A 12,805-nucleotide genomic window follows, 5' to 3' on the forward strand; every position below is an offset into this window, starting at 1 on the left:
TTGACCGACCGTGGAACGTCGCAGCGCCCATGATGTCAGGTCATATGTCTGCTCTCGGCTCGTCATCGGGGACAGGTCCGGTATCTTCTCCTGATACCGGTTGTTCTGACAATGTGATTCAAGCCGTTGAAAGATTGATTCAAAGCCTTGGGGGTTTGAGTCAATCAACCCACGCAGGCTATTGTTTCAATTAGTGATCTCGCTCCGCGGCCATGCCGGGATCGAGGCGCACGCTGTCGTTCTTGTGGCTGGTGTTTACAGTCATGGCGGAATAGTCGAGTTGCTCGGTCAGCACATACCATGCACCGACACTAATCACGACCATGCCAAGCACTCCAGAAATGAACGCCTTCATTGGGCTGTTCCTCCGTTTGTTGCGGGACCGCCATCCGGGTCCGTCGCGCGTTTCAAGAATGCCACCAGGGCATCGCGATCCTCGACCGATTTCAGTCTCTGGATCGGCATTTTGGAACCCGGCGTTACCACGTCCGGGCCGTAGTCGAAGAGATCCGAGATGGTTTTCTCATCCCAGACGAAATCCGCCTCGAGAAGGGCCTTTGAATAGGGGTAGCCCGGGAGCGTACCTGCCTTGCGGCCAAACACGCCGTAAAGCGTCGGCCCTGCCCTATTGCCTCCATCGGGGCTCAGAGTATGGCAGACGGAGCACTTGCGGGCGAACTGCAGCTCGCCCGGATCATCCGTGTTCGCCACCTGGAACCGGCGAGGAAACTCCACGTCGACCGTCTCAAACGGCTTGCGCGGCGCGACCTGCCAGAGATGTATCTCGTCATCGAGCCCAACATAGAAGAGCTCGTTCGCATTGGTCGTGAAAGCCAGTCCCCATACTGGACCGTACGGGTTCTGGAACTCCTCCAGCAACTCCCAGTCCTTGGCATCATAGACCCTGATCACACCGTCGCCGCCACCACTTGCGGCCCTCTTGCCGTCTGGAGAAAGGGCAAGAGACAAGATCGGACGGGTATGCGGCGGCAGGATCTTTACCTCAGTCCCGGTCTCGACATCGAGCACGCCCACCTTGCCATCTGTAACTCCGAAGAACAGGCTGCCCCCGTCCGGCAGCACCTTCAGCACGTTGACACCCCAGCCGAAATTGATGATTTCGCGCTTCAAAGTGCCGGTCAGAACATCGAATTGCCGAACGCCGCCGTCATAGGACGCCGTGAAAAGATCCGTTCCGTCGACGGAGAACGCAACCGAGTTCACGTTGCCACGATGGGTGGACAGAACCGCGTGGGCTCCGTGTGCGTCGCTCTCAAGGTCGTAGATCCGCGCTTCGTTCTCCCAGGAAGCTACCGCAACGAACCGTCCGTCGGGAGACACGTCCAGGCTCAGCACCTTTTCGCCCCGACCACGATAGCGACGGAGTTCCTTGCCAGTCTCGAGGTCCCAGATGATCAGATCGCTGTCGTCTGAAACGGTCGCGGCACGACCTCCCGGCAGGAATCGGACGTCGTTGACCGCAGCATTATGTCCTGTCAGGCGCAGGGGCGCGCCCGGCGCACCATGTGCGCCCGGTTCACGCCACAACAACGCAGTGTAATCAAAGGAGGTCGACAGAAGACGTTCGCCGCTTGCGTCGAGATCGACAGACTTGACCGGCCCTCCGTGACCGACGAGCGCCTCAGGCCATTCGGCCCGTGCGAGGCTGACACCGTGCGCGAGGGTCAGCGCCCCCAGCGCACATGCCAGCAGTTTCGCACGGCTGCGCATTCGCGCTTCCGACATTGGACAGACCTATTCTGCGGGTTGCGGAGTTCCGCGGTCGCCAGAGCCCTGATGAATATCGCCCTGGTGCTCCTCGACCCAAAGCGAATGGTGTTCCTTGGCCCAGTTCAAATCGACTTCGCCTGTTCCCATGGCATCGAAGGCGCCTTCCATGCCGAGCGAACCGATATAGATGTGGGCCAGGATAACGCAGACCATGAAGATCGCCATCACGGTGTGCCACAGCTGGTTCAGCTGCTGCTCCTGAAGAACCGAGAGGACCGTCGGAAGCTCGGTCCCGAAGAGCATGTTGATCTTGCCAAAAGTGCCGGCGAAGAAGTGGGTCGTGAAGGGGAACATCAGCGCCCAACCAGAAAGGGACAGCGAGAAGCCACCGATGATCACGGACCAGAAAATGAGTTTCTGACCAGCGTTGAACTTCTTCGCGGGCGGATGAAGGTTCTTCGAGAACAGGCCGCCAGCCTGCAACAGCCACTTGACGTCGGTGCGGTCAGGCAGGTTGTGCTTCACCCACATCACGAAGATCATGACCAGACCTGCCATGAAGGCGAATGCCAGGTAGTTGTGAAGGTACTTGCCGACCTGTGTGATGAAACCGAAGGCGCCGTCACCGATCAGCGGCTTGAGCACATAACGTCCATAGAGCACGTTGAGGCCGGTGAGACCGAGGATGATGAAGGATACCGCCAGCATCCAGTGGCCGAAACGTTCGACAGCCTTGAAGCGCGTGATGGTCTTGTCGGACGGGCCATGCTCGATACGGATGCGGCCGCGAATGGCATAAAACAGCCCGAGAAGCACGATCGTACCCAAAAGCGCCCAGCTGGCATAAAGCGACAGCGGACCGTTGCGGATCGAGCGCCAGGCTTCGCCTTCGGACTGGATCAGCGTTCCAGCCTTCTTGTCCGGGATGGAAACGTTTCCCTGAACGCCGCTTCGGACCGCACGCCAGTAGTCAGTGTCCGAGGTCAAGCCAAGAGCTTCACCGGGAACCGCACCACCTGTCGGCGCTTCGCTCTGCACGGCCTTGGGCGCCAGCCCCTGCTGCGCGTTGCCATGCCCCGGCAAGGCCAGCACTATCGCCAGCAGAAAGCCCACAAGCGCGACCGCCCGCCAGAGGGCGTTGAGGTCGAATGTCTTAATCCGGTTCCCGTCCATCGGATCCTCCTGAGAAAACGTTCGCCGCCCCTGCCGCGGCAATCCGGCCTGATGCCGGCTTAATGTTCGAAACCGCGGCCTGCTGCAAAGAGTGCGAAACAGCGGCTGCGGATGGGGATCGGTTACCCGATCAGTATTTCTGGTTCATGCCCCGCGCGCGCAATTCGCGGCGCTGATCTTCGCTCAGGGCGGTGTCCTGCGGACCGGCGTATTCGCCCTTCTCCAGCTTGATCACCCTGTTCTCTTCAGATTCACGGCATCCCGTCAGAGCCGTTAGTCCCATCACACATAGGGCCAGGAGCGCTGTCGCCGGCCGCTTCATTCTGGTGCTGGTCATCAATGCCTTCCCGATGTTTCAAGGCAGAGAACGGAGACAGCCAGCCAGCTGCCTCCGTCCTACAAGTCTTCAGATCATTGACCGCAGCTTAGAAGTTGCCGGCCTTCTGGTCGTAGGCGGTGCCCCAGCCCCATGCGCCGGAGCCGAAGCCACGGGCAACCACGCGCTCGCGGTAGATGGCGGAGACAACGTCACCGTCACCGGCCAGGAGAGCCTTGGTGGAGCACATTTCCGCACAAAGCGGCAGCTTGCCTTCCGCCAGACGGTTGCGACCGTACTTCTGGAACTCGGCAGACGAGTTGTCGGCTTCCGGACCACCGGCACAGAAGGTGCACTTGTCCATCTTGCCGCGCGAGCCGAAGTTGCCGACCTGCGGGTACTGCGGAGCGCCGAAGGGGCATGCGTAGAAGCAATAACCGCAGCCGATGCAAAGATCCTTGGAGTGCAGCACCACGCCCTCATCGGACTGGTAGAAGCAATCCACCGGGCACACTGCCATGCAGGGTGCGTCGGAGCAGTGCATGCAGGCGACGGAAATCGACCGTTCGCCCGGCTTGCCGTCGTTGATCGTGACAACGCGGCGGCGGTTGATGCCCCAGGGCACCTCGTGCTCGTTCTTACATGCGGTAACGCAGGCGTTGCACTCGATGCAGCGTTCAGCGTCACAGAGGAATTTCATACGTGCCATGAGTTTTTCCTCCCTTAAGCCACACGCTCGATGCGGCAAAGAGTTGCCTTTGTTTCCTGCATCTGGGTCACGCTGTCGTAGCCGTAGGTCTGCGCCGTGTTGGTCGCTTCACCAAGGACGTACGGATCAGCACCTGCCGGGTACTTGGACCGAAGGTCCTCACCCTGGAAGTGACCGCCGAAGTGGAACGGCATGAAGGTTACGCCGCGGCCGACACGCTCGGTGAGCATGGCCATGACCTTGACCTTGCCGCCTTCCGGACCGTGCACCCAGACCATTTCCCCGTCGCGAACACCAAGGTCGTTGGCGTCGGCCGGATTGACCTCGATGAACATGTCCTGCTGCAGCTCGGCAAGCCACGGGTTCGACCGTGTTTCGTCGCCACCGCCCTCGTATTCGACCAGACGGCCCGAGGTCAGGATCATCGGGAAGTCCTTGGAGAAATCGTTCTCCTGGATCGACTTGTAGGCGGTCGGAACACGCCAGAAAGTCTTGTCCTCGTAGGTCGCATACTGCTCGAGCAGGTCGCGGCGGTTGGTGTAGAGCGGTTCGCGGTGCAGCGGCACCGGATCCGGGAAGGTCCACACGACCGCACGGGCCTTGGCGTTGCCGTAAGGCGAACAGCCATGCTTGATGGCGACGCGCTGGATACCGCCGGAAAGGTCGGTCTTCCAGTTGGTCTTGTCACCGGCGACGGCTTCGATGGAAGCACGTTCTTCGTCGGTCAGGTCACCATCCCAGCCAAGGCTCTTGAGCATGGCCATGGTGAACTCGGGATAACCGTCCTCGATCTCCGACCCGACCGGATAGGAGCCTTCAGCGAGCAGGTTGTCGCCGTTGCGCTCGACACCATAGCGGGCACGGAAGCCCATGCCGCCTTCGGCGACCGGAAGGGACGTGTCATAAAGGTTGGCAGAACCGGGATGGCCCATTTCCGCCGTTCCCCAGCACGGCCACGGCAGACCGTAGAAGTCTCCGTCAGCCGGTCCGCCGAGCGCACGCAAGGTGGTGCGGTCGAAGGTGTGCTGGTTTTCCATGTGAAGCTTCAGGCGCTCCGGCGACTGGCCGGTGTAGCCGATGGTCCACATGCCCTTGTTGAACTCGCGAGTGACGTCCTCGACGAGCGGTTCGTCGTTCTCGACCTTGATGTTCTTGAACATCTCGTCCGCGAAGCCGAGCTTCTTGGCGAGCATGTACATGATCGTATGGTCCGGCTTGCTCTCGAAGAGCGGCTCGACGACTTTCTCGCGCCACTGCAGGGAGCGGTTGGACGCCGTAACGGAACCGTAGGTTTCGAACTGGGTCGCTGCCGGCAGCAGGTAGACGCCGTCCTTGCGGTCGGACAGGACTGCCGAGAAGGTCGGATAAGGATCGATCACGACGAGCGTGTCGAGCTTCTCCATGGCGACCTTCATGTCGGGCAGACGGGTCTGCGAGTTCGGAGCATGGCCCCAGAACACCATGACCTTGGTGTTGTGCGGCTGCTGCAGCTTGTCTTCGTCTTCCAGAACACCGTCGATCCAACGGGACACCGGAATGCCCTTTTCGTTGATCATCGGAACGTCCTTGCCGTCGGCACCCTTCATGGTGGCGAAGCGGCCGCGGATATAGTCGATGTTCACATCCCAGACGCGTGCCCAATGTGCCCAGGAGCCGTCGGCCAGACCGTAGTAGCCCGGCAGGGTATCTGCCAGAACGCCGAGGTCGGTCGCGCCCTGAACGTTGTCGTGGCCGCGGAAGATGTTGGTGCCGCCGCCGGCCTTGCCCATGTTGCCGAGGGCAAGCTGAAGGACGCAGTAGGCGCGGGTGTTATTGTTGCCGTTGGTGTGCTGCGTGCCGCCCATGCACCAGATGACGGTGCCCGGACGGTTGTTGGCCAGCGTACGGGCAACGCGATGGAGCTGGGAGCCCGGAACGCCGGTAACGCGTTCGGTTTCCTCAGGGTTCCACTTCGCAACCTCGGCCTTGATCTCATCCATGCCCCAGACACGCTGGCGGATGAATTCCTTGTCTTCCCAGCCATTTTCGAAGATGTGCCAGAGAATACCCCAGATCAGGGCAACGTCCGCACCCGGACGGAAGCGCACGTACTCGCTGGCGTGGGCCGCCGTACGGGTGAAGCGCGGATCGCAGACGATCAGCGGTGCGTTGTTCTCTTCCTTGGCCTTCAGCACGTGCAGCAGGGAAACCGGGTGAGCTTCAGCCGGGTTGCCGCCGATGATGAAGATGGCGCGGGAATTGTGAATGTCGTTGTACGAGTTCGTCATCGCGCCGTAGCCCCAGGTGTTCGCAACACCTGCAACCGTGGTCGAGTGACAGATACGCGCCTGGTGATCGACGTTGTTCGTGCCGAAGAAGGCAGCGAACTTGCGCATCAGATAGGCCTGCTCGTTCGAATGCTTTGCCGAACCGAGCCAGTAGACGCTGTCCGGACCGAATTCGTCGCGAACAGAGTTCATCTTGTCGCCAAGCTCGTTGATCGCCTGTTCCCAGGAGATGCGCTCCCACTTCCCGTTGACCAGCTTGGTCGGGTACTTGAGGCGGCGCTCGCCATGGGCGTGCTCACGCACGGATGCGCCCTTGGCGCAATGGGAGCCGAGGTTGAACGGGCTGTCGAAGCCAGGTTCCTGACCCACCCAAACGCCGTCCTTGACCTCTGCAAGCACCGTACAACCGACGGAGCAATGGGTACAAACGGACTTCTTGATATCGACCTTGCCAACGGCTGCTGCCTGGGCCTGGGCCTTTTGAACCATTCCGCCGGAGGCTGCGGTTACGGCCGCAAGGCCGCCTGCTGCCACACCGGACCTGCGCAGAAACGTTCTGCGGTCCATGGTTGCCGATCCAAAGTCGGCAAGAGCAGAGGAAAGCCGGCCGCGCCGCGCGACTCCACTTGTCTTTTTCCTGAGCATACTGTCTCTCCCTCAATCGGACAGAAGCCGGCAAACCCGCCCCAGTCCGCTCCGGCGCCTCGTCGCGTCACGAGGTCCGGAAATGATTGGCTTAGAAGCGTGCGGTCTCGTAGACCTTTTTCACGTGATCGGTTTCCCGATATCCGGTCGCAGATTCCAGATCCGCTTCAACAGCCTGAGCTGAGCCGCCCACGATGGTCGCACCGCTTGCGATCGTGCCCAGGCCGGCCAGCTTCAGGAAATTGCGCCGATCGGCAACATCCTGTGTCTTCTTGTCGGTCATCGTTCCTCTCCAGCTTTCGTCCTCACCGCCGCCCTGCCCTCTCACTTGCGAGGCGACTGATCCGAACCTGCCGAGCGCTCTCCAGCGTCCCGGCTATTGCGCCATGGCGAAGGCCTCGGCCTCCACCGCCATGAATTGTTCACCTAGGGCACCGACCGCTGAATAGAAGCGGCTTGTTCCCGATGCGGCCAGATCCTTGAAGAAATGACCCGCCCAGGAACCGATGTGCGCAGTGAAAAACTGCTTCTGCTCGTCAAGGCTCGCGACCTGGCCAAACTCGCCCAGGATCAAGCCCTCCATCATCTGCATGAGCGCAGCGATATGATCTTCCGGCTCAGACACACCTTCAGCGCGCTCGATGCCGAAACCAGCCATGCTGGCACGCAATTCGGCCAGCGGCTTCTCATGCAGAAAACCTGTGAGATAATAGGAACCGAACGGCACGAATTCGCCGCGCCCGAGACCGATAAAAAGATCGTGGTAGTCGCGCGCAAGATCAACCGCCGCGACATCTCGCGCAGATGCGGAAATCTCGCCCAGCAGCAAGCCCATGGGCGTATCGTCAGCACTCAGGCTGCGCAGCACGGCAAGGTCATCGTCACTCGGAGCAGCCTGAAGCATGCGCCCAAGGAACCCGTACATGACCGCCCGATCCGCGTCCTCAGGCGAAATCTCATCTCTCATCGACGTCAAATTCGACATCTAGTCATTCTCCCTCAATGCAGAAGAGTGCGCCGAACCCTCTACAGTCGCAAATGAAATTAGTTTTGCGCTGCACATCACCCTGTTTAATGCGTTTTTTTCGCCAAATTTTTGCATATCTTGAATTTAGAACATGAAATTGCATAATTTATCACTTCTTGCTGCGTCGCGGCATTTTCCCACCATTTCATTCGCCGATTCAAAATTGCCCTGATATTCCAATGAGCACTTCCAGACGTGCCGCACATCACAAAACATGACCTTTTGATGCATGTTTCACCAGCCGAACACGCGTAGAACAATATCAATATTGTTGTTTATATTCAATGCGTTATCATACACACGCAGACCCGCGAATCCGGAAAAACATTCCCCTGCGATATCTACCAAGTCCGAGAGGAAAGATTGGTTCTTGGCGTCGGGACGACGGCATTGCTGCAGCGCACAAAAACATTTTCGAAAAAGAGTTGTTCAGCGATAAAAAAGTTGATCCTAATAATCATAAAAGCCGGACTGATCGCTCAGCCCGGCCCTCATGTTGACGTCATTGCGCTCGTGCTTATTCGAAAACAATCCTGGGAGCCGTGCGCTCGCCTTCGCCTTCGAAACGGGCCACTTCCGCCATGACCTTTCGCGCAATATCGCGGTAGATCTTCGAATGAGATCCATCCGGGTCGGACACCACGACCGGCGTGCCGGCATCGGAAGTCTCACGGATCTGCATGTCGAGCGGGACCTCACCGAGGAACGGGACGCCGAGCTTTTCGGCCTCTGCCCGTGCCCCGCCATGACCGAAAATGTCGTGCCTGCCGCCACAATCCGGGCACAGGAAATAGCTCATGTTCTCGACGATGCCGAGAACTGGAACGTCGACCCGGCGGAACATGTTCAGTCCCTTGCGAGCATCGATCAGTGCGAGATCCTGCGGCGTCGAAACAATCACCGCCCCGGCGAGCGGGACCTGCTGTGCCATGGTCAGCTGCGCATCCCCCGTCCCCGGAGGCATGTCGACCACCAGGACATCCAGTTCGCCCCAGGCGACTTCGCGAAGCATCTGGGTCAGTGCCGAGATAACCATCGGTCCGCGCCAGATCATCGGAGTTTCCTCCGCGACCATGAAGCCCATGGACATGACCTTGACCCCATAGCCCTCGAGCGGCTTGAGAATACGACCTGTTACAGGCTCCGGACGACCGGCCACATTGAAAAGGCGCGGCACGGACGGGCCGTAGATATCTGCATCCAGAACGCCGACCTTCAAGCCATTGGCCTGCAAAGCCAGTGCGAGGTTTGCCGTGGTGGTGGACTTGCCCACCCCACCCTTGCCGGATGCAACGGCTATGATGGACTTCACTCCAGGAACGCCGGGCTTTTGCCCCGGCTGCTCCGCCGGCTGGGCGCCAGCCCGTGCCTGCATCGGCGGAGGAACCGCACCGATCTGCGCCTTGCTGGGAGCAGGACGCACGGGAGCGGCAGATTGGCTATTGGCGCTTCCAGGTGCCCGTTCTGCGGTCAGTGCGACCATTGCCTTTTCGACGCCATCCACCTCAAGAACGACCTTTTCAGCAGCCTGCCGGAGCGGCTCCAGCTGCTGGGCCCGTTCAGCGGGGACCGTGATGGAGAAGGCAACCCGGCCATCGGATACGAAGACGTCCGATACAAGGCCAAGCGAGACGAGATCTCCCTCAAGATTCGGCCCCTTCACCTTCGACAGCCGCTCAAGCACAGCTTTCCTTATTGCTTCGCTCATTAATTGCTCTTTCTGAACTCGCGTCCGGCCGGTGCGAAACCAGCCACGTTCCCGGCCTAACGTAGTCACAGACAGCACGGCGTCAATTGCCACCGCGGTCGCAAGTCTGTTTCCGGGAAGTTGCCCCCAGCCAGCCGCGCCGCCGTCAAACCCAATGAGAGCGGGCTTGGGCAACGTGCACTCTCTTGCCATTCAACTTTCGGATGACAGCATCTGTGGAGACTGTCATGCTTCTGATGCGATTACCGGTTTCTGCTTGCCTTTACATCTTTTGTGAAATCCCCCTTCCAGTTCAGGAGTCGTGTCATGTCCCTGTTTTCGACCACCGCAATGTCCCGCCGCACGCTGTTAACGGGCGCGGCCGCCACCGGCTTCATCGCTGCCATGCATCCCTTCTCCCTGTTGGCAAAGGAAGGCTCGGCGCATTTGCGACTGATGGAGACGACGGACCTGCACGTCCACGTCATGCCTTACGACTACTACAGCGACAAACCGGTCGACACGGCAGGCCTTGCCCGAACGGCAACCCTGATCCGGAATATCCGGGACGAGGCGACAAATTCCGTGCTCGTCGACAACGGCGACTTTTTGCAGGGCAACCCGATGGGCGATTTCGTTGCCTATGAACGCGGTATGAAGGAAGGTGACCTGCATCCGGTCATCAAGGGCATGAACGTCCTTGGCTTCGATGCCGGGACACTCGGAAACCACGAGTTCAACTACGGCCTCGATTTCATGATGAAGGTGCTGGCCGGCGCAAACTTCCCCGTTGTCTGTGCCAACCTTGCATCCGGATCCCTTGCCACGAGCGCGCGCAACGACAGCCTGATGCTCAACCCCTATGTCATCGTGGACAAGACGGTGACTGACGGCGCGGGCAAGACCTATCCGATCAAGATCGGCTTCATCGGTTTTGTTCCGCCCCAGATCATGAACTGGGATCGCCGGCACCTGGAGGGCAAGGCCAGCGCTCGCGACATAGTGCAGTCGGCCAAGGCCTTCGTACCGGAAATGAAGGAACAGGGGTGCGACCTGATTATTGCTCTCTCCCACTCCGGCATCGATGCCAACGACTATTCGGAAGGGATGGAGAACGCATCGCTGCACCTGGCAGGCGTCGAGGGCATCGACGCCGTCTTTACCGGTCACCAGCATCTCGTTTTCCCGGGACCGGCCTACGCGGGGTTGCCGGGTGTCGACGTCGATCAGGGCACGCTCTTCGGGAAACCGGCAGCCATGGGCGGGTTCTGGGGCTCGCATCTTGGTGTCATCGACCTGATGATCGAGCGCGACGGCAATTCCTGGCGCGTTGCCGGCTTCACGACCGAAGCCCGCTCCATCTATGAAAAGGACGGCCGGAACGTTACTCCGCTGGTGGAAAGCCAGCAGGACGTGCTCGACGCGGTCAAGGAAGACCACGAGGCGACGCTGGCCTATGTTCGCCGCCCGGTCGGGGAGACCTCAGCACCGCTGCATTCCTACTTCGCCCTCGTCGCCGACGATCCGAGTGTGCAGATCGTCTCCCAGGCACAGACCTGGTACATCGAGCAGATGATGAAGGGAACGGAATGGGAAGGATTGCCGGTCCTGTCCGCAGCGGCTCCCTTCAAGGCAGGCGGGCGCGGTGGACCCCAGTACTACACCGACGTCCCGGTTGGAGCCGTTGCAATCAAGAATGTAGCCGACCTTTACCTCTATCCGAACACCGTACGGGCGGTCGCCATTTCCGGTGCAACGGTGAAGGACTGGCTGGAACGCTCAGCCGGGATCTTCCAGCAGGTCGAGCCCGGTGCAAAGGACGCACCGCTCATCGACCCGGCTTTCCCAAGCTACAATTTCGACGTCATTGATGGGGTGACGTATCAGATCGACCTGAGCCAACCCTCGAAATACGGCCCCAAGGGTGACCTCATCAATCCGGACGCCAACCGGATCACGGATCTGAAGTTCAACGGCGAGCCGATCGCCCCGGATGCCAAGTTCATCGTGGCCACCAACAATTACCGGGCGGGCGGCGGCGGCAATTTCCCTGGCATCACCGATGATGTCGTGGTGTTCGTCGGACCCGACACCAACCGCGACGTCCTGGTGCGTTACATCGTAGATCAGGGCACGATCAACCCATCCGCGGACGCGAACTGGACCTTCAAGCCAATGTCTGACACGACGGTCCTGTTCGACACCGGCCCAGGCGGCAAGGAACATGCGGCTTCGGTCAAGGGCGTTGCGATCGAGCCCGCCGGCGACGGTGAGGAAGGATTCGCCCGCTACCGCATAACGCTCTGACGAATTAGTCTGAGGCATCCATCTGCGTGGCGGCCCTGCTGCCACGCTGTCCCGCTCCCGCGTATAACGCGCTGCAACGCTTCGTCGGATGAACTTGCCCATCCCTTGACGTAGTTTTCGAACCGCATCTGAATCGCACATCTCAGATCGCTGACATGCAGCCGACCAGCACGCGGGTTTTCATCACTCCGCTGACCATCATTCTATCCTGACAGGACATTTCCATGACGACCATCCTGATTACCGGCGCCAACCGCGGCATAGGTTTTGAACTCGCCCGGGCTGCGCTCGAAAAAGGCTGGACCGTCTACGGCTCGGCAAGAACTCAAGGCAAGGCTCACGACATGGCCGCAAGCCTGCCGGGATTGAAGGCCCTCGTGTTCGACGTCTGCAACAGGGCGGAGATCGCGGAAGGCTCCAGACGGGTGGATGGTCCACTCGACATTCTCATCAACAATGCAGGCATCATCGGCCCTGACCGACAGTCGACGCTGGATATGGATTTCGATGGCTTCGCTGAAACGCTTGCGGTCAATACGCTGGCACCACTGGCCATCGCACAGGCGTTTCTGCCCGCGCTTCGCAGAGCAAGGACCGGGCGCATCCTGACCGTTTCCAGCCAGATGTCGTGGATGGGCTACGGCGCCTCGGACCGGATCGCCTACCGGGCGTCGAAGGCTGCGGTCAACAAGGTGATGCAAGGCCTTGCGACGGACCTTCAAGCGGACGGCATTCCGGTGGCCCTGATCGATCCGGGATGGGTCAGGACCGACATGGGTGGGAAAGCAGCAGACCTTGAGCCGGCAGAGGTCGCGCGTGGCATACTCAAAGTCGCGGAAAACCTGTCACTTACCCACACGGGAAAGTTCTTCAAGTGGACGGGCGACGAGCGAGCATTCTAGTCTTTCGCTCCAAGATCAAAGATTCGTTCCAAGGGCGCCCT

Annotated in this window: 11 protein-coding genes; 2 read left to right on the forward strand and 9 right to left on the reverse strand. The window is 60.0% G+C overall.

Going from position 1 to position 12,805, the window contains the following annotated elements:
- Positions 1–190: 190 nt before the first annotated feature.
- From ACN0SY_RS03165 to apbC, 9 genes are all read right to left on the reverse strand, one after another.
- Positions 191–325, reverse strand: coding sequence for a hypothetical protein (locus ACN0SY_RS03165; protein WP_417684368.1), 135 nt, complete (start codon positions 323–325; stop codon positions 191–193).
- 26 nt (positions 326–351) lie between these two features.
- Positions 352–1,731: a c-type cytochrome gene (locus ACN0SY_RS03170; RefSeq protein ID WP_417684370.1), complete on the reverse strand. Its 1,380-nt coding sequence runs from the start codon at positions 1,729–1,731 to the stop codon at positions 352–354.
- A gap of 24 nt (positions 1,732–1,755) precedes the next feature.
- Positions 1,756–2,904: a formate dehydrogenase subunit gamma gene (locus tag ACN0SY_RS03175; protein WP_417684372.1), complete on the reverse strand. Its 1,149-nt coding sequence runs from the start codon at positions 2,902–2,904 to the stop codon at positions 1,756–1,758.
- A 130-nt stretch (positions 2,905–3,034) separates the two neighbouring features.
- A complete protein-coding gene (locus ACN0SY_RS03180) occupies positions 3,035–3,241 on the reverse strand; it encodes a hypothetical protein (protein ID WP_417684374.1) in 207 nt (68 codons plus the stop codon).
- A gap of 88 nt (positions 3,242–3,329) precedes the next feature.
- Positions 3,330–3,929, reverse strand: coding sequence for a formate dehydrogenase FDH3 subunit beta (gene fdh3B, locus ACN0SY_RS03185; protein WP_417684375.1), 600 nt, complete (start codon positions 3,927–3,929; stop codon positions 3,330–3,332).
- Positions 3,930–3,943: 14 nt separating this feature from the next.
- The gene (locus ACN0SY_RS03190; protein ID WP_417684376.1) at positions 3,944–6,841 is read right to left on the reverse strand and encodes a formate dehydrogenase subunit alpha; all 2,898 of its coding nucleotides are present in this window, start codon (positions 6,839–6,841) and stop codon (positions 3,944–3,946) included.
- Between the two features lie 91 nt (positions 6,842–6,932).
- A complete protein-coding gene (locus tag ACN0SY_RS03195) occupies positions 6,933–7,124 on the reverse strand; it encodes a twin-arginine translocation signal domain-containing protein (RefSeq protein WP_417684378.1) in 192 nt (63 codons plus the stop codon).
- 93 nt (positions 7,125–7,217) lie between these two features.
- Positions 7,218–7,826, reverse strand: a complete 609-nt coding sequence (locus ACN0SY_RS03200; RefSeq protein ID WP_417684379.1) for a TorD/DmsD family molecular chaperone — start codon at positions 7,824–7,826, stop codon at positions 7,218–7,220.
- Between the two features lie 559 nt (positions 7,827–8,385).
- The gene (gene apbC, locus ACN0SY_RS03205; protein WP_417684381.1) at positions 8,386–9,576 is read right to left on the reverse strand and encodes an iron-sulfur cluster carrier protein ApbC; all 1,191 of its coding nucleotides are present in this window, start codon (positions 9,574–9,576) and stop codon (positions 8,386–8,388) included.
- A gap of 306 nt (positions 9,577–9,882) precedes the next feature.
- Here apbC and ACN0SY_RS03210 point away from each other — a divergent pair, with 306 nt between their 5' ends.
- Together ACN0SY_RS03210 and ACN0SY_RS03215 are read left to right on the forward strand one after the other, a co-directional pair.
- Positions 9,883–11,862: a bifunctional 2',3'-cyclic-nucleotide 2'-phosphodiesterase/3'-nucleotidase gene (locus ACN0SY_RS03210; RefSeq protein ID WP_417684383.1), complete on the forward strand. Its 1,980-nt coding sequence runs from the start codon at positions 9,883–9,885 to the stop codon at positions 11,860–11,862.
- Between the two features lie 224 nt (positions 11,863–12,086).
- Positions 12,087–12,764 carry an SDR family oxidoreductase gene (locus tag ACN0SY_RS03215; protein ID WP_417684385.1) on the forward strand — a complete coding sequence of 226 codons (678 nt, stop codon included), beginning with the start codon at positions 12,087–12,089 and terminating at the stop codon, positions 12,762–12,764.
- Positions 12,765–12,805: the final 41 nt, after the last annotated feature.

The organism is Roseibium sp., assembly GCF_048261595.1.
In the GTDB taxonomy this organism is placed as follows: Bacteria; Pseudomonadota; Alphaproteobacteria; order Rhizobiales; family Stappiaceae; genus Roseibium.